18 protein-coding genes are annotated in these 16113 nt (G+C 47.0%); 3 read left to right on the top strand and 15 right to left on the bottom strand.

The window, feature by feature from the left end; translation table 11 throughout:
* Nucleotides 1–8: 8 nt before the first annotated feature.
* The 5 genes from BUC22_RS11155 to BUC22_RS11135 all read right to left on the bottom strand — a co-directional run bounded on the left by BUC22_RS11155 (nucleotide 9) and on the right by BUC22_RS11135 (nucleotide 6318).
* On the bottom strand, nucleotides 9–1394 hold the full coding sequence (locus BUC22_RS11155) for an NAD(P)/FAD-dependent oxidoreductase (protein ID WP_013382814.1): 1386 nt from the start codon (nucleotides 1392–1394) through the stop codon (nucleotides 9–11).
* A gap of 135 nt (nucleotides 1395–1529) precedes the next feature.
* Entirely contained in the window at nucleotides 1530–2870 is a 1341-nt protein-coding gene (dnaB, locus tag BUC22_RS11150; RefSeq protein WP_013382815.1) for a replicative DNA helicase, read from the bottom strand.
* A gap of 57 nt (nucleotides 2871–2927) precedes the next feature.
* Nucleotides 2928–3377 carry a 50S ribosomal protein L9 gene (gene rplI / locus BUC22_RS11145; RefSeq protein WP_013382816.1) on the bottom strand — a complete coding sequence of 150 codons (450 nt, stop codon included), beginning with the start codon at nucleotides 3375–3377 and terminating at the stop codon, nucleotides 2928–2930.
* Nucleotides 3374–5353 (bottom strand): DHH family phosphoesterase, encoded by a 1980-nt coding sequence (locus BUC22_RS11140; protein WP_013382817.1) that lies wholly within the window; start codon nucleotides 5351–5353, stop codon nucleotides 3374–3376. The genes rplI and BUC22_RS11140 overlap by 4 nt, the downstream gene beginning before the upstream one ends.
* Nucleotides 5350–6318: a YybS family protein gene (locus tag BUC22_RS11135; protein WP_013382818.1), complete on the bottom strand. Its 969-nt coding sequence runs from the start codon at nucleotides 6316–6318 to the stop codon at nucleotides 5350–5352. The genes BUC22_RS11140 and BUC22_RS11135 overlap by 4 nt, the downstream gene beginning before the upstream one ends.
* Before the next feature lie 284 nt (nucleotides 6319–6602).
* Here BUC22_RS11135 and hslO point away from each other — a divergent pair, with 284 nt between their 5' ends.
* Nucleotides 6603–7508 carry an Hsp33 family molecular chaperone HslO gene (gene hslO, locus BUC22_RS11130; protein WP_013382819.1) on the top strand — a complete coding sequence of 302 codons (906 nt, stop codon included), beginning with the start codon at nucleotides 6603–6605 and terminating at the stop codon, nucleotides 7506–7508.
* A gap of 181 nt (nucleotides 7509–7689) precedes the next feature.
* Here the strand turns inward: hslO and pdxS are convergent, their stop codons facing one another.
* Nucleotides 7690–8562, bottom strand: a complete 873-nt coding sequence (gene pdxS, locus BUC22_RS11125) for a pyridoxal 5'-phosphate synthase lyase subunit PdxS (protein WP_013382821.1) — start codon at nucleotides 8560–8562, stop codon at nucleotides 7690–7692.
* A 125-nt stretch (nucleotides 8563–8687) separates the two neighbouring features.
* Here pdxS and pdxR point away from each other — a divergent pair, with 125 nt between their 5' ends.
* Together pdxR and BUC22_RS11115 are read left to right on the top strand one after the other, a co-directional pair.
* Nucleotides 8688–10106, top strand: a complete 1419-nt coding sequence (gene pdxR / locus BUC22_RS11120) for a MocR-like pyridoxine biosynthesis transcription factor PdxR (protein ID WP_013382822.1) — start codon at nucleotides 8688–8690, stop codon at nucleotides 10104–10106.
* Nucleotides 10107–10113: 7 nt separating this feature from the next.
* Nucleotides 10114–10386, top strand: coding sequence for an acylphosphatase (locus BUC22_RS11115; protein WP_176731165.1), 273 nt, complete (start codon nucleotides 10114–10116; stop codon nucleotides 10384–10386).
* A 40-nt stretch (nucleotides 10387–10426) separates the two neighbouring features.
* On the opposite strand, the gene rpsR is transcribed toward BUC22_RS11115, so the two are convergent.
* The 9 genes from rpsR to BUC22_RS11070 form a co-directional block, all read right to left on the bottom strand.
* Nucleotides 10427–10654: a 30S ribosomal protein S18 gene (gene rpsR, locus BUC22_RS11110; protein WP_013382824.1), complete on the bottom strand. Its 228-nt coding sequence runs from the start codon at nucleotides 10652–10654 to the stop codon at nucleotides 10427–10429.
* A gap of 17 nt (nucleotides 10655–10671) precedes the next feature.
* Nucleotides 10672–11136 carry a single-stranded DNA-binding protein gene (locus BUC22_RS11105; protein WP_013382825.1) on the bottom strand — a complete coding sequence of 155 codons (465 nt, stop codon included), beginning with the start codon at nucleotides 11134–11136 and terminating at the stop codon, nucleotides 10672–10674.
* 10 nt (nucleotides 11137–11146) lie between these two features.
* The gene (gene rpsF / locus BUC22_RS11100) at nucleotides 11147–11434 is read right to left on the bottom strand and encodes a 30S ribosomal protein S6 (protein ID WP_013382826.1); all 288 of its coding nucleotides are present in this window, start codon (nucleotides 11432–11434) and stop codon (nucleotides 11147–11149) included.
* 124 nt (nucleotides 11435–11558) lie between these two features.
* Nucleotides 11559–11762, bottom strand: coding sequence for a DUF951 domain-containing protein (locus BUC22_RS11095; protein ID WP_013382827.1), 204 nt, complete (start codon nucleotides 11760–11762; stop codon nucleotides 11559–11561).
* A gap of 12 nt (nucleotides 11763–11774) precedes the next feature.
* Nucleotides 11775–12656 carry a mechanosensitive ion channel family protein gene (locus tag BUC22_RS11090; protein ID WP_013382828.1) on the bottom strand — a complete coding sequence of 294 codons (882 nt, stop codon included), beginning with the start codon at nucleotides 12654–12656 and terminating at the stop codon, nucleotides 11775–11777.
* A gap of 12 nt (nucleotides 12657–12668) precedes the next feature.
* Nucleotides 12669–13319 (bottom strand): CvpA family protein, encoded by a 651-nt coding sequence (locus BUC22_RS11085; RefSeq protein ID WP_013382829.1) that lies wholly within the window; start codon nucleotides 13317–13319, stop codon nucleotides 12669–12671.
* 2 nt (nucleotides 13320–13321) lie between these two features.
* Nucleotides 13322–14398, bottom strand: a complete 1077-nt coding sequence (locus BUC22_RS11080; RefSeq protein WP_013382830.1) for a G protein-coupled receptor family protein — start codon at nucleotides 14396–14398, stop codon at nucleotides 13322–13324.
* On the bottom strand, nucleotides 14385–15284 hold the full coding sequence (locus tag BUC22_RS11075) for a ParB/RepB/Spo0J family partition protein (protein WP_013382831.1): 900 nt from the start codon (nucleotides 15282–15284) through the stop codon (nucleotides 14385–14387). The genes BUC22_RS11080 and BUC22_RS11075 overlap by 14 nt, the downstream gene beginning before the upstream one ends.
* A gap of 3 nt (nucleotides 15285–15287) precedes the next feature.
* Nucleotides 15288–16052: a ParA family protein gene (locus BUC22_RS11070; protein ID WP_038353486.1), complete on the bottom strand. Its 765-nt coding sequence runs from the start codon at nucleotides 16050–16052 to the stop codon at nucleotides 15288–15290.
* Nucleotides 16053–16113: the final 61 nt, after the last annotated feature.

Genomic DNA, 16113 nt, shown 5'->3' with positions numbered 1-16113 from the left:
CTCCATTTTTAATCAAACAAATTTCGCGCCACATAGACGCCGTTGACAGAGGCCTGCATCAGGCCGCGGGTGATTCCAGCCCCGTCGCCCAGCACGTACAGGTTTTTAATATTAGTCTGAAAATTTTCATCCACAGCCACCTTGTTGGAGTAGAATTTGACCTCTACTCCGTAAAGCAGGGTCTCATCACTGGCCAGACCCGGTGATACATGGTCCAGCGCCTGGATCATTTCGTCGATATCCTTCATAATGCGGTACGGAAGCACCAGACACAAGTCTCCCGGCACTGCATCCTTGAGAGTCGGTCGGATATTGTTTCGGTGAAGCCTTTCCTCGTTGGTTCTCCGGCCTCTGATAAAGTCGCCGTAGCGCTGCACAAGAATCTTATTCCCGGTCAGCATGTTTCCAAGGCTGGCAATGTGCTTGCCGTAGGCGATGGGCGCGTTAAAAGGCTCGGTAAAGCCTTTGGAAACCAACAGCGCAAAATTGGTGTTGTCTGTTTTTAGAGTGTCTGATTTGTAGCTGTGGCCATTGACCACTGCCAGATTGTCATCATAGTATTCCGTTGAAACAACTCCGCCGGGATTTGAGCAGAAGGTCCGCACTGCGTCGTCAAAGGTTGGCGTATAGTAGACCAGCTTACCCTCATAAAGGGCATCGTTAATTTCCTTCATGATTTCGTTGCGGGTTTCAAGCCGGATACCGATATCCACCTTGCCCACTGTGGTGTCTACGCCGTAGGTGTCGCACATGGCTTTAAACCATTCCGAACCCTCACGGCCTACACCGGCTAAAATTTTGTCCGCGTAGTATTCGCCGTCAGCGTTCACACCAACGGCCACGCCATCCTCCACGATCAGGCTTTTTACCGGATCGCGGAACTTGATTTCTACTCCCAGATCATGGATCAAATGATCCTGAATGCGCTTATAGATGGTGTAGCCAACCTCTGTCCCCATGTGGCGTATGGGGCATTCGATAAGCTTTAGATTACTCTGGATGGCCTTTGTTCTTATCTCGCGGATTTTCTCCGGATTATCGAGACCATGTACCTTGGGATCTGCCCCAAAACGCAGATAATGCTCATCCACATAGGCGATAAGTTCTTCGGTTTTTTCATAACCGATATAATCCGGCAGCTCTCCGCCGACATCCGGCGACAGCGAGAGCTTCCCGTCTGAGTAAGCGCCCGCTCCGGCAAACCCCGTCGTGATATTGCAGGGCTTACATCCCACACACACGCCGGTCTTCCTTTTTGGACAAATCCGTTTTTCGATGGCATTACCCTTTTCCAGCATTAAAATACTGAGCTCAGGTTTTTCCTTTTTAAGCTCAAGCGCAGCAAAAATGCCGGCAGGGCCGGCGCCGATTATGATTACATCATACTTATTCATATGAAACCCTTCTTACCCTGAACGCCAAGGTAACCTTCAATAAAAAAATAATTTCCATTCTCCATTCAATAACCACAGATTTCCATTGTACCGCAGCTTGAAAACCGCCTCACCATTCCCGCTGCACCACCAAATTTAGTACCCCGGGTCCTCATAAAAATCAGGCGCAGGATCATTGAATTTGGTGTATTCAGGCAGCCATGCGAGCTTCAGGCGGCCGGTCGGGCCATTACGCTGCTTGGCAATATCGAGCTCGGCGATATGAGGCTCAGATTCTTTGTTATAGTAGTAGTCACGGTATAAAAACATAACCACATCGGCATCCTGCTCGATGGAGCCGGATTCACGGAGGTCGGCAAGCATGGGATGATGGTCTGTCCTTGCATCCGGCGCACGGCTGAGCTGTGACAGGCAGATCAGCGGGCAGTCCATTTCACGGGCAAGCCCCTTCAAACCTCTTGAAATCTCCGAGATTTCATTCTGCCTGTTCTCCGCTTTTCCCCTGCCGCTCATGAGCTGAAGGTAGTCGATAAGAATCAAATCCAGTCCCTTTTCTGTTTTGAGACGGCGGCATTTTGACCGTACCTCTGACAGGGTCACCCCTGGGGTGTCGTCAATAAAAATATTGGTATTGTATAGATGACTATAGCCAAGGGAGATACTCTCCCAATCCTCTGGTGAAAGCTCCCCTGTACGGATCTTATTGCTGTCGACCAGGGATTCCGCGCAGAGCATACGCTGTACCAGCTGGGCCTTGGACATTTCAAGACTGAAAATAGCGACTGCGGCATTTTCCTTCAGGGCAGCGTTCTGGGCCAGGTTTAAGGCAAAGGCCGTTTTACCCATGGAGGGGCGCGCCGCCACGAAGATCAGGTCAGACCTCTGCAGACCAGAGGTATAAAGATCAAGCTCTGAAAAGCCTGTGGTCAGGCCGGTCAGATTCCCCTGGTTCTGCTGAATGGTCTCAATCTGCATCAGGGTTTCACCAAGGGTTTCGCTGATAGGCTCAAAGTCTCCGCGTTTTTTTCCCTGCGAAACCTTAAAAATACTCTGCTCGGCACTTTCAATGACAGATTCCACATCATCATACTGGCCGTAGCTTTCATTGAGGATTTCGGTGGCGGTGTCAATCAGGTTGCGTATGACCGACTTTTCCTGAACAATCTTACAGTATTCCTCATAGTTTGTATACATGGGGACCTGGTCAACCAAGCCCGCGATATAGGACGGCCCGCCGATTTCTTCAAGAACGCCCCGGTTTTTAAGCATATTGATCAGAGTTACGGTATCGATTGGCCGTCTTTCATCATGCAGCGCCAGCATACACTCAAATATCCGGGCATTGGCGGTACTGTAAAAGTCGTCCGGCGACAGCAGTTCCTCTGCCCTGGCAATATTGGATTCTTCCAGCAAAATCGCCCCGAGAACCGACTGCTCTGCTTCAAGGTTATGGGGCGGAGTCTTCGGGTTAATCACCTGATTTCACCTCCTTTTCAAAAAAATTTCCCAGGAAATCGGCACGGATTTCCAAATTTATTTTGCAGCTTCAACCACAACTGTCAGGTTGCCTTCAACGCCGGCATAGGTTTTAACCTTTACCTCAATGCGTCCGACATTTCTGACCGGCGCGTTTAAAGCGATCTTGCGTTTGTCCACTTTGATTTCTTTCTGGGCTTCCAGGGCTTCAGCAATATCCTTGCTGGTGACAGAGCCAAAAAGCTTTCCGTCTTCCCCTGCTTTTTCAGCGATGGTGATGGTCGTGTCGTCAATGACCTTTGCCAAAGCCACAGCAGCCTGGCGTTCTTCTTCCATCTGTTGTTTTTTCAGAGCCTGGGCTTCCTCTGCCTTGGCAATATTTTCCTTTGTTCCCGGAAGACCCTTGTTGGTTTTAATCAAAAAGTTACGGCCGTAGCCATCCTTAACATTGACAATTTCGCCGGCTTTGCCGACATTTTGAACATCTTCTAATAAAACTACTTTCATTTTTCTTCTCTCTCTTTCATATATTCTTCAATGGCACTGAGCAGCATCTGTTTTCCGACATCCAGATCATTGATATCTGGAAGCTGGGCGCCTGCAATGGCCAGATGGCCGCCGCCGCCCATTTTTTCAAGGATCAGCTGAACATTGACCTCACCCATGGAACGGCCGCTGATAACCAGCCCGCTGCCGCTTTTTAACAGGATGAAGGACGCGTTGATTCCCTTGATATTTAACAGTTCATCCGCCGCCTGGGCAGCAATGATCTTGGCGTATTCCGATTCGTTTTCCAACTGGGAAATGGCAATGCTGTCAAAATAGATCTTCGCGTTCCGCACCGCTTCTGACCGGGTGGCATAGGTTGCGAGGTCATCCTGTAGCATGGTTTTGGCGATAATGGTGTCCGCACCTTTACGGCGGAGATAAGAGGCCGCCTCAAAGGTACGTACCCCTGTTTTAAAGGTGAACATCTTTGTGTCCATACACATACCTGCCATAAGGGCGTTTGCCTCGGTTTCGTTCATACTTTCCTTTTCATCAAGGTACTGAAGCAGCTCGGTGATCAATTCACAGGTCGATGAGGCATAGGCCTCTGTATAGTTAAGCACCGTTTTTTCAATGAATTTTCCAGAACGCCGGTGATGGTCAATGACCACAATCTTTTCGATTTGGTCGATCAGCTCTGGAACCTCGAGATAATTGGCGTTCTGAGTATCCACAATGATCAGCAGGGTATTGGGTGTAATGTAGTCCTCTGCTTCCTTTGGCTTGATAAAGGAATCCCGGTACTCGTCGTTTTCCATCAGGTACTGGAACAGCTCCTTGATGCTGTAGTTAATCTCTTTGATGACAATTTTACCGGTTTTATTGAGCGCCTTGCAGGCGCCCAGAAGGCCGACTGCTGCGCCGAGGCAGTCCATATCCGGTGTCTGATGCCCCATGATCAGGACATTGTCGGATTCGCGGATAAGCTCTCTGAGGCCGTGGGCTTTTACCCTGGCTTTCACCTTGGTTCGTTTTTCCGTGGCTTCAGTGGTTCCACCATAAAAGGCCATTTTTTCATCCTGTCTGACAACAGCCTGGTCGCCGCCGCGGGCAAGGGCAATATCCAGCGCCGCGTGGGAAAGCTCATCGGCCTCACGGATGGCCAGCGGCTCATCAGACACACCAATACCGATACTCAGGGTCACCTGGGATTTTTCTTCTGTTTCTGTCTCCCGGATTTCATCGAGAATACGGAAACGCTCTTCTTCCATGGCCCTCAGCTTTTCTTTTTCAAAAATCATTAAATAGTGGTCATTTTCATACTGGATGATCACAGCCCCGACCTTCTTTGCCCATTCGTTGATCTTCAGGTCGATCTGGCTCAGAACCGCAGACCGCTCGTGGCTGGGGAGCTGCTCGATGATATCGTCATAGTTGTCGATTAAAATATAACAGAAAACCGGTTCGTTTTCCTTGTAAATTTCCTGCTGTTTTTTCTGGATAGTGACATCGAAAAAATGCAGCAGAATCAGAGTTTCGTCCCCGTCGCTGAAGCTGTTTGACACAATGGTATAGTCAATATCCCTGTGATTAAAGTCCTGTTCCTTTTCCTTAAGCAGAGTTTCGAGGTCGATCCCCAGTTCCTCCTGAATTTTTTTCCCGAAAAAGTTGGCTGTCGTATCCTTCTTCTTAAAGTTCCGGTCAAAATACTGATTATACCAGCAGATTTGTCCGTCTTCATTGACAATGACCAGGGCAATCGGCAGCTCATACATCCGCTCCTGGTTTAAACGGTCAATATCGCCATAGATGGTCTCAATGGCTTTCTGAAGTCTCAGATTGGACTGCTTTTCCTCCTGGCTGTCACGCCAGAAGCAGATGCCGCAGAGCAAAACGCCCAGACACCCCAGGGGGATATTGTAGAACAGGAGAATCAGCGACAGCAGAAAAATCACTAAATAGAGCTTCGACGCGATTGATTGCTTCTCTTTCATATGTTTGTACCATCTCGATTTTCTATAAATTTTCGTACATCAATGTAAATATCCGCAACACCTACAAAGGAAATGATATAGGAAATATACGGTATAAACAGACAGAGTACGACGATCAGAATCTTCAGGCCCATGGATTCCTTTGCCCGCTTGCGGTTTATCAGCCAGTATACAAAGGATATCCCCATTAAAAAGTACAGAAGATAGATGATCATCATCAGCGTATAGGTGTAGACCGCCGGAATCGCATCAATATGCGCCAGGTCAATGACTAAAAGGACAATGACCACCATAATGAGGAAATTCTTAAAGGATCTCGGCAGACGCCATTTACTGAGCTGTGGAAGCGGCTTTACTGGCAGACGCATCCGTTTCAAGATGGTGTCAGAAATCAACACATTCGCCCAGCCAATAAAGAAGGGCGAAATCAGAAACGCCAGTGGAATAACCATTTTCATGGTCTCCTTCATCTGGTCGACGGCTGTCTGCAAAAGGCTCAGCTGATCCTCTGGAAAAGCGCCCAGAGATCGGTAAACATCCATTACCTGCGCCGACGAGGTGTCAATGGTTTCCGTAAGCATTGCGACGAAATTCTGTCCTGTCAGAACCTGCAGCAAAATGATAATGAGAATGATCGCTGCAAAAACCCCCGCATAAGCAACTGCAAGTTTAAGAAAACCATCCTTACGCTTGTAATACATATACCCAAGACTACAGCCCACAAAAATCATATAGATACCGTAGCCCCCGGCTGTAAGCGGATCCATAAACATAAATAAAATCAGCGTTGCCGCCAGGCCCGCGATAAGTGTCACCTTAAAGCCCTGTTTTTCCGCCAGTATGACCATTGGCACTGGAATCAGGAAAAAAAGCAGCAGTAAAAAGGGAACATAAGAAGAAAACAGAGCGATGATTACCGCCAATGCACACAGCATTGCACCCTCTGTTATGGCCTTTGTTTTCATTTTTTCATACCTTCCTTTTCAAGGCATATATATCCAATTCTATTATACATAATACACCTTGAATTAGTTTTAAAATCCCTGTTGTCCTTAAAAAAGACTAAAATGAACCTAGATATTATACCACATTCCCAGCTTAATGAACACATTTCTGTAAATTTCACAACATTTTTGCAACATTCTTTTTATCTTTATAATTTTGTGGTATAAATAATATCAGCATTTAATTGAAGATTCTTTTACGAAATGTTAAACTATTTTTAAGTGGATAACTGAAAGGAGAAACAATGTCTGATTATATTGTAAGAGCCACAGCTGCCGATGGCCAGATCCGCGCATATGCCGCGACGACCCGGGAGCTCTGTGCCCATGCGCATAAAATACACAACACCTCCCCCGCTGCCACCGTAGCCCTCGGCCGCCTGCTGACAGCCGGCAGCTTAATGGGAAGCATGATGAAAAACGATGATGAAGTACTGACCCTGCAGATCAAGGGCGACGGTCCCATCGGAGGCATTACCGTTACAGCCAACAGCAAGGCCGACGTCAAGGGCTTTGTCTTTGAACCCCAGGTAAAAAGCGAAAACCCGCTCGAAACGGAAAAGGTCATTGGGAATGGAAATTTAAGCATTATTAAGGATATCGGTTTAAAGGAACCCTATGTGGGCACCTCACCGCTGGTAACCGGAGAAATCGCCGAGGATTTAACTTATTATTACGCTTTTTCTGAACAGATTCCAACCTCTGTGGCACTGGGCCTTACCTTAAAGGAAGAAACCGAGGTCAACCAGGCTGGCGGCTTTATCATTCAGCTGATGCCTTACACCTCTGACGAAATCATCGACCAGCTTGAAAAAAAATTAAGTCAGGCTGAATCGGTCACTTCACTCCTGGAAAAAGGCCAGACCCCCGAAGAGATTCTGGAAATTATACTGGGCGATTTCGGCGTAAATATCATTGACCGTCTGCCTACCCAGTTCAAATGTGACTGTTCCAGAGAACGTGTCACCAAGGCCCTCATCAGTGTTGGCGAAAAAGACCTTCAGGAAATGATCGACGACGGCAAGACCATTGAGGTCAATTGTGATTTCTGCGGCAAGCATTACTACTTTACCCCTGAGGAGCTGCAGATCCTGCTCCAGCTGGTGACAAAGAAAAAGATGCAGAAATTTAAGGTTGTGGACGCAGAATAATAAAAGCAATAAAAAACGAACTGAAAACTCAGTTCGTTTTTTTAGTGGATGCCGGAATGAACCTCTGGTATCCGGCCTCTTCAATCATCTTCAGGAAGCAGCAGTACACACCCACAACAGCCTGCCGATGGTCATGCTCTTCCACTGATCCCTGGAGTGCCAAACCCCCAATATGCGGTTTTTACCATCCCCGGCCTGCATAGCGCTCTTCCTCGCCCAAATCCTTCAAATCGACGCCGGACATGGCTTTTCCGAGATTCTCGCTGACCTCTGCCAGAATTTCCGGGTCGCTGTAGCAGGCAGTTGCCCGGACAATGGCCTTTCCAACCTTTTCAGGATTTTCTGACTTGAAAATGCCTGATCCCACAAAAACACCCTCACTGCCTAGCTGCATCATCAGCGCTGCGTCTGCCGGCGTGGCAATGCCTCCGGCAGAAAAATTGACCACGGGCAGGCTGCCCGTTTCGTGGACATCGCATACCAGATCGTATGGCGCACTGATCTCCTTGGCATAGGCCATGAGCTCCTCTCTGCGCATTCCGGCCACCTGGCGCATATCTGCCTGAATGGTCCGCATGTGGCGCACGGCTTCCACGACGTTGCCAGTGCCTGCTTCACCCTTTGTACGGATCATGGAAGCACCCTCCCCGATGCGGCGCAGCGCCTCTCCGAGATTTCTCGCGCCGCAGACAAAGGGTACCTTAAAGGCTGATTTGTCAATGTGAAAGCTCTCGTCCGCAGGCGTCAGGACTTCGCTTTCATCAATATAGTCAATTCCCAGCGCTTCAAGAATCTGCGCTTCAGCGATATGGCCAATCCGCACCTTTGCCATGACCGGGATGGTCACTGCCGCCTGAATTTCCTTAATCATCTTCGGGTCGCTCATTCTGGCCACACCGCCCTCCTTTCTGATATCTGAGGGAACACGTTCCAGTGCCATAACCGCTACCGCACCGCATTCCTGGGCGATTTTCGCTTCCTCCGGTGTGGTGACATCCATGATTACCCCGCCTTTAAACCTCTGGGCCAGGTTTTTATTTAATTCATTTGACATGATTTTTCTCCAATTTATATTTTTTATTGACAGATATCTGTAAGCTTGGGTATTATTATAGTTAAGAACTGACTCCTGCACAATAACCAGATTTAAAATAATTAATAGTATCAGATTGGAGAATTATGCTGACTTTTATTCTGAACCCCGATCATGAAATTCCACTGTACCAGCAGCTGTACAGCTTTATCCGGAAGGAAATCGAAACCGGAAGGCTGCGGCCCGGTGAAAAACTGACCTCAAAACGAAAGCTCGCCGCCCATCTGAAAATCAGCCAGAATACTGTGGCCACAGCCTATGAGCAGCTAGCCGCAGAGGGTTATATCATCTCTAAGCCAAAGAGCGGCTATTATGTGGCTGTTTTGGAGGATATGCTGCCCGATATACCAGAAACCCCTCCTGAAGGAATTATTCAGGCCGTTGAAAAACCTGACCGCGAGCAATGGCTTTATGACTTTAAAACCAATACCGTTGACGCTAACTTTTTTCCTTTTCCTACCTGGGCAAAAATCTCACGGGAAATCCTCCACAACCGAAACCGCAATCTGCTGCGGGCGGTAGACCCCCGAGGGTATTATCCCCTGAGAAAGGCCATCGCGGACTACGTGCACCAGTACCGCGGGGTCAACTGCACACCGGAGCAGATTATCATCGGCGCAGGGTCAGAATATCTGCTGGGGCTCGCGGTACAGCTTCTCGGCCGGAAAAGCCGCTACGCAGTGGAGAACCCCAATTACAATAAGGTCTACAAGGTCATTAAAAGCAACGGGGCTGATGTAAGCCTTATGTCTTTGGACGATGACGGTGTTTCCGTGGAAAGCCTGAAGTATTCCGGGGCGGAAATCCTTCATCTGACACCATCGCACCAGTTTCCATTGGGCATCGTCATGCCTGTGGGCCGGCGCATGGCGCTGCTGAAATGGGCGCTGGAATCCCCGGATCGCTATATTCTTGAGGATGACTATGACAGTGAATTTCGTTTCAGCGGCCGACCCATCCCTGCCCTGCAGGGGCTGGACACAGCGGATAAGGTCATTTACTTTAATACCTTTACCCGGAGCCTGGCGCCCTCCATGCGTATCTCATACATGATTCTGCCCGAGCGGCTGCTTCACAGTTACTGTGAGGATTTTTCCTTTTATTCCTCAACCGTTCCCCGCTTTGAGCAGCACACACTGCACCAGTTTATGGAGGGCGGACATTTTGAGCGCCACCTGAGCCGGATGCGTAAAATCTATAAGGTGCGGCGGAATAAAATGCTGGCGTGCATCCGCAGTCTGCCCATGGCAGATAAAATAGAAATCACAGGCGAAAACGCTGGTCTTCACCTGCTGCTGAAATTTGAGCCTCCCTACACTGAGAAAGCCCTTGTTGAACATGCAAAGGCGGCTGGCATCCGGGTTTATGGGCTGTCAGAATATTATATTGAGCCCGAGGCCAGGATGCCGCGCAACGTCATTGTCATGGGTTACGCCAGCTTTACAGAGGAAGAAATTGAATCAGCCGTAGCGCTTCTGGGTCATGCCTGGAGCGCGATTAACTGAGGAGGAAATTATGAAACGTTATTATATCATTGTTGAGGGCCGTGTTCAGGGCGTTGGTTTCAGGTATTTTGTCCAGTCCATTGCCGCGGGCTATGGACTGACCGGCTGGGTCCGCAATCTGGAAAATGGCATGGTGGACATGGAGGTTCAGGGTGAGGACGCCCTGATCCATAAATTTATGACCGCCGTCCGGAAGGGGAACCACTTTATACGTGTGGAGGACTACTCCATGAAGCCTATCGCCCTGGGCGTGGACAGCAAATTTAAAATAAAGTATTAAAAAAACACCGGGATCCCTGGATTCCGGTGTTTTGTACTTTTTAGTTGTTAGATGTGTATGGTAATAATGCGATATTACGTGCACGTTTAACAGCTTCGGTTACCTTACGCTGATGTTTTGCGCAGGTTCCTGTAGCTCTTCTTGGTAAGATTTTGCCGCGTTCAGAAATGTATTTCTTTAACGTAGCCACATCTTTATAATCGACTTCTGTTTCATGTCTTTCACAGAATTCGCATACTTTTCTTCTTCTTTTAAACGGTTTTGGCATTGTTTTATCCTCCTATCTTAAAAAGGTACTTCGTCATCGTCTGCCATCAAATGGAAATCGTCGTCGAAATCTAAAGGCATATTATTGGCTGGCTGCGGTGCTGCTTTTGCCGGCGCCTGATTATAGCCGCCGCCAAAGTTATCGTTATAGCCGCTTCCGCCGCCATCGTTTTTGCTACCGATGAAATCAAATTCTTCCAGAACAACCTCTGTCACATAACGTTTAGAGCCATCCTGAGCGTCGTAGGAACGGGACTGTAATCTTCCGGTCAGAGCGATTTGTCTGCCCTTGCCAAGATACTGGCAAATGACTTCAGCCTGTCTTCCCCATGCAACAATATTGAAAAAGTCGGCAGTTGGCTGACCTTCCTGTTTAAACCGTCTGTCAACAGCTAACGAAAATGTCGCCACTGATTTTCCGGTGTTAGTTGTGCGCAGTTCAGGGTCTCTTGCTAATCTTCCTACTAAAATTACTTTATTCACGGTTTAACCTCTATTTTTCTTTTTTAACGATGATGCTTCTGATGAACTCTTCATTCATCTTGAATAAGTAGTCAAGGCTGTCTAATACAGACTGTTCAGCTTTGAATTCAATCACAACATAGTAACCTTCGGTATACTTTTTGTCGATTTCGTAAGCTAACTTTCTTTTACCCCATTCATCAACAGTTCCAACTTCACCTGCTGCTGCAATGGCGCCTTTAACCTTCTCAATCCAGGAATCTGTAACTTCCTTTTCTAATTCAGGTTGTAAAACAAATACTGTTTCGTAAGCTCTCATTTCAATTCACCTCCTTGTGGACTATGGCGCACCGCTTCTGCAATGCGCAAGGGTACAGTTCAATAGTATATCATAAAAATAAAAAAAAGCAAACTCTTTTTTAAAAAAGAATTTGCCGTCTTTGCTATTTATTGTTCTCGTTGTGTTCGACAACTTTTTTGATCATCTTATTGAACTTGGACCGCGGCACCGTTACCATATGCTCACAGCCTGTACACTTTAATTTGATTTCTCCTCCCATACGGAGAATTTTCCAGTTGTAGCTTCCGCAGGGATGCTTTTTCTTCAGCTCCACAATATCCCCGAGACCATAATCCCTGTTTTCCATGCTGGCTCCTTTCTACTTTTGCATAATTTGCGGCTTAGACTGTCCATTGGAATAGACAACATACTTGCCATAAGGGATCTCAATTCCCTTCTCGTCGAAAACTTCCTTAATACGTTTTCTGAGCGCGGTTTCTGCCCTGACCTTTCTGGCTGCATCCTCATCGGCGATGATACGGATATTCATGGACGATGGGTCCATGCGGGTTACCCCCAGTACCTCCGGCCTCCCGACAAATAAAGTCTCGTTGGCGTCGTAGACTTCCTCGCAGATTTCCCGTAGTACAGAGAGTACATAATCAATATTTTCTTCATAGGCAACCCCGACATCAACCACAGCCTTGATGGTTCCCTTGGAGTGATTGATGAGCCGGTCGATTTTCCCATTGTGAATAATAAACAAACCACCATCCATTTCCCGGACAGACGTTGTCCGGACGCCGATGGTCTCCACTATCCCGTAGTGGTCATTGTCAATGGTGACATAGTCTCCGACAGAAAACTGATTTTCAAAAATGATGACAAAACCGCTCATGACATCCTCCACCAGGCCCTGAGCGCCGAAGCCAATGGCCAGAGTTCCAACTCCGGCAACCGCGAGAAGGGCCCCTACGTCGGTGAAAAAAGATAAAACGGTCAATAGTTCTGTCAAAAGCAATGCCGTCCTTAAAAACGTCTTTAAAGCCTTTTTAAGGGTAAGTACTCTTTTTCGCTCCTGTGGAGTGATGTTTTTCTTGTTTTCATTAAAAAATTTATTAACCAGCCCATTGCTGACCTTGATGAGAATAAAAAAGACAATGACCGTGATGACAACTGAAATAATTTTTTCAGTCAGCTCGCTCAGATCTATTCCACTCAGCAAATGCTGCCAGAGATCTCCAACATTTTCGTATACCATAAATCCTCCTTTCTAATGAAGATACAATGCGACCGGTCCAGTGAGCACACCGTCCTTTACCATCTGCACAATGGTGACGTCTCCTGAAAAAATACCATAGTACAATACAACAGCAATCACAATTACCGCGATGACCAGTCCAATCACTAACCCAATGGCCAAACCTGCCACGCGGTTGGCTGTGCCGATAACCGGCACCCGGTTCATCCCCTTCCCAATATGTCTTATAATACCAAAAGCGGCGCTGCATAACAGCAGCAGGATGAGGAATACAAAGCCGTTTGCAATCTGATAGATGACTGGCTGAAGTGCCTGGTTGACTGCCTGGGCGGCGGCAGTGCTGCCCGAGATCACGGATGTGTCCGTAATACCAGACAGAAAATCCAGCCCTCCAATCCCCTGGAGATTTGTAAGCGCCTCACTTCCATACTGTCCCAGAGCATTTATGGCATTTTGGGTGATCGTGTCATTTATAAAATTTTTTACGGGTTCTACATTAAGTAGCCAGTTTGTTACCGGTGCTGAAAAGATCCTTGCTATGACAAAAGATGCAATAAATCCCGCCAGACCAATGAGCGTATTTATTGCACCTTTTATATAACCGATCATTCCAACTCCGATCACCAGCACAATGCAGATGATGTCAAGAGTTGTCATATTCATATTTATTTCCTTTTGTTTTTATCATTCTGGGACATCAGTTTACGGATATGTTCCAGCTCTGCTGTGATGTCCTGTGTTTCTGATTTTTCTCTGTCCAGCACCTTATCTTTTTCACGTGGCGCTCTTCCCGGCTGCTTCGCTGCCTTAAGGCCTCTTTGGGTTTCAGCTATGGCGCGGTTAACAGCTTCCGTATCAATTTCATCGATCAGACCTTTTTCCACATGATCCAGTATCTCCTCTGTTTCACCTGAGGGAGTGGCTGCTTCGGCCATTTTATCTTCAAGGTTTTCCCGCTTACGCCGTTCTGCTTCTTCAAGCATTTCATCGGTTATCACGGAAAAAGCTTCGGTATAAATAATCTGCGGCTGATCATCGTCATCGCCAAATGGATCTTTGGGGTCAGCCTTTTTAGGCTGTGGCTTTGGTGGTGCTTTTTTCTTTGGTTTCTGTGGCGCGGCCTGCTGGCTGGCAGCTGGTCTTCTTTTTTTGTTATAAGGTTCAATGACCTTTTCAACGCTGATCTGTTCTTTTTCTTTTTCCCGTCTTTCTGCACGCTCGCGCAGTTTTTTACGTCTGCCGGAGCCCATCGCTATACCGATCCCCTGAAAAACAATGACCAGTATCAGGCAGATGATAAAATACACAACAATGGGAATGGCAGAGCCAATAAAATGATAGATCAACCCATAAGGCAGATACCAGAAAATTGTCGGTGCTACCAGAAAGGTAAATTCATTCCAGGCGCTGGTGAAGTTTGTCCCTGGCGCTGCGTAGATCACTATTGTAGATACGATGGTAAAGACCAGTATGGGCAGCAGACTGAAAAATATGTATTTTGCATAACTCCCGTCCTGATGGCTTGCCGGATTTCTAAATAAAAACCAGTTCAGGATTATCCAGTAGCCTGCCGTTATCACCAACTCGATGGCGCCAAACCAAAGCTTATAGTTGCCATCATTTCCTATAAGGTCTAGAACATTTTTCAAAATCAGAACAAGCACGATATAAATCAGGTTGCCGAGCAGCGCTGTCTCTATCGGACTCATCCTTTTTTTAATGTGGTAATTATTCTGATTCATCATTACTCCCGTCATTTTCATATCCCAAAAGATCCAGAATACGGTTCAGGTCTTCGGTGGAATAGAATTCCAGCTCAATTTTCCCCTTATCCTTTTTCCCTGAGATTTTTACTTTGGTGGCAAATTTCTGTTTCAATCCGTCCTCAACTGCAGTAATGTACGGATTTTTTTCAGGCTTTGCCTTGTCCTCTTTTGGAGGATTTTTCAGCAGCTTCACCTTTTTTTCAGTTTCACGTACGCTGAGTTTTTTATCAATAATCTTTTCACACAGGGATTCCATCTGCTTCTGATCCTCCAGTGACAAAAGAGCTCTTGCGTGACCCGAGCTGATGTGGTCATCCAGAACCTCCTGCCGCACCTTATCCGGAAGATTTAAAAGCCGCATGGTATTTGTAATCGCGGCCCGGCTTTTGCCGATACGGATACCAATCTCTCCCTGCGTCAGATTAAAATGCTCCATTAACGCGCCGTAAGCCTCAGCTTCCTCGATGGCGTTCAAATCCTCTCGCTGAACATTTTCGATAAGCGCGAGCTCCATAACATCCTTGGCCGGCAGGTCTTTCACAATAACCGGAACCTCTTTCAGCCCAGCCATGGTGGCTGCACGCCAGCGGCGCTCCCCTGCGATAATGGTGTAGCCATTATTTTCCGGCCTCACCACCAAGGGCTGCAGGATACCGTGCTCTTTAATGGAAGCAGCCAGCTCTTCCAGTTTTTCCCGATTAAATTTCTTGCGGGGCTGGTCGGCATTTGGTCTTATCTTGTTGATCTGGAGAAAAAAGACCAGCTTTTCGGCATTTTCGGTATCACTGTTGTCAATGCTCATAAAGCTTTCATCGGGAATCAATGCCTTCAAACCCTTTCCTAATCCTCTGCTTTTCGCCATGATCTACTCCTGCCTTTTTATAAACTCTTGTGAAAATTCCGAATAGGCCTGCGAACCTTTTGAGTTGATCGCATATTCAAAAATCGTCTGACCATAGCTCGGCGCTTCCGCCAGCCGGACATTTCTGGGAATATAGGTATTATACACTTTGTCCTTGAAATATTCCTTTACCTCATCCACAACCTGGAGCGAAAGATTGGTGCGGCCGTCATACATGGTCATTAAAACCCCCTCAATTTCAAGCTTGGGATTTAAACCTTTTTTTACCAGACCTACAGTACTCATCAACTGCCCAACCCCTTCCAGCGCATAAAACTCACACTGGATCGGTATTAAAACTGAATCGGAAGCTGCCAGAGCATTGATGGTTAAAAGCCCTAGGGATGGCGGACAGTCAATGAAAATAAAATCATAAAAATCCTGAACACTTTCGAGACTGTGTTTCAACCGAAGCTCCCGTTGGCTCATGTTTGTCAATTCAATTTCGCTTCCTGCCAGTTCCAGATTGGATGGAAGAATATGAAGGTTTTTATACGAGGTTGTCAGTATAATCTCTTTAGGGTCATCCCCGACTATGAGCGCATCGTAAATACTTTTTTCCAGTTCATTTTTATTGATGCCGAAGCCACTGCTTGTATTCCCCTGGGGATCGGTATCAACGGTCAGTACTTTGTAATTCATCATGCTTAGCGCAGTGGTGAGATTCATGGTTGTCGTTGTCTTTCCGACACCACCCTTTTGATTAAAAATCGCAATAGTTTTTGCCATATCAGGGTCCTTTCCAGTATGTTTCACGTGAAACATATATAATCTCGGCACAGTTTGTACT

The sequence above is a fragment of the Eubacterium callanderi genome, assembly GCF_900142645.1.
GTDB lineage: Bacteria > Bacillota > Clostridia > Eubacteriales > Eubacteriaceae > Eubacterium > Eubacterium callanderi.
The sequence above is the reverse complement of the archived record's forward strand: the minus strand, read 5'-3'. Positions and strand labels throughout refer to the sequence as shown.

Excerpts from the sequence above, each read along its gene's own strand:
- BUC22_RS11155 (WP_013382814.1), bottom strand. The coding sequence starts at position 1,394 with ATGAATAAGTATGATGTAATCATAATCGGCGCCGGCCCTGCCGGCATT.
- rplI (WP_013382816.1), bottom strand. The coding sequence starts at position 3,377 with ATGAAAGTAGTTTTATTAGAAGATGTTCAAAATGTCGGCAAAGCCGGC.
- BUC22_RS11140 (WP_013382817.1), bottom strand. The coding sequence starts at position 5,353 with ATGAAAGAGAAGCAATCAATCGCGTCGAAGCTCTATTTAGTGATTTTT.
- BUC22_RS11135 (WP_013382818.1), bottom strand. The coding sequence starts at position 6,318 with ATGAAAACAAAGGCCATAACAGAGGGTGCAATGCTGTGTGCATTGGCG.
- hslO (WP_013382819.1), top strand. The coding sequence starts at position 6,603 with ATGTCTGATTATATTGTAAGAGCCACAGCTGCCGATGGCCAGATCCGC.
- pdxS (WP_013382821.1), bottom strand. The coding sequence starts at position 8,562 with ATGTCAAATGAATTAAATAAAAACCTGGCCCAGAGGTTTAAAGGCGGG.
- pdxR (WP_013382822.1), top strand. The coding sequence starts at position 8,688 with ATGCTGACTTTTATTCTGAACCCCGATCATGAAATTCCACTGTACCAG.
- rpsR (WP_013382824.1), bottom strand. The coding sequence starts at position 10,654 with ATGCCAAAACCGTTTAAAAGAAGAAGAAAAGTATGCGAATTCTGTGAA.
- rpsF (WP_013382826.1), bottom strand. The coding sequence starts at position 11,434 with ATGAGAGCTTACGAAACAGTATTTGTTTTACAACCTGAATTAGAAAAG.
- BUC22_RS11095 (WP_013382827.1), bottom strand. The coding sequence starts at position 11,762 with ATGGAAAACAGGGATTATGGTCTCGGGGATATTGTGGAGCTGAAGAAA.
- BUC22_RS11090 (WP_013382828.1), bottom strand. The coding sequence starts at position 12,656 with ATGGTATACGAAAATGTTGGAGATCTCTGGCAGCATTTGCTGAGTGGA.
- BUC22_RS11085 (WP_013382829.1), bottom strand. The coding sequence starts at position 13,319 with ATGAATATGACAACTCTTGACATCATCTGCATTGTGCTGGTGATCGGA.
- BUC22_RS11080 (WP_013382830.1), bottom strand. The coding sequence starts at position 14,398 with ATGAATCAGAATAATTACCACATTAAAAAAAGGATGAGTCCGATAGAG.
- BUC22_RS11075 (WP_013382831.1), bottom strand. The coding sequence starts at position 15,284 with ATGGCGAAAAGCAGAGGATTAGGAAAGGGTTTGAAGGCATTGATTCCC.
- BUC22_RS11070 (WP_038353486.1), bottom strand. The coding sequence starts at position 16,052 with ATGGCAAAAACTATTGCGATTTTTAATCAAAAGGGTGGTGTCGGAAAG.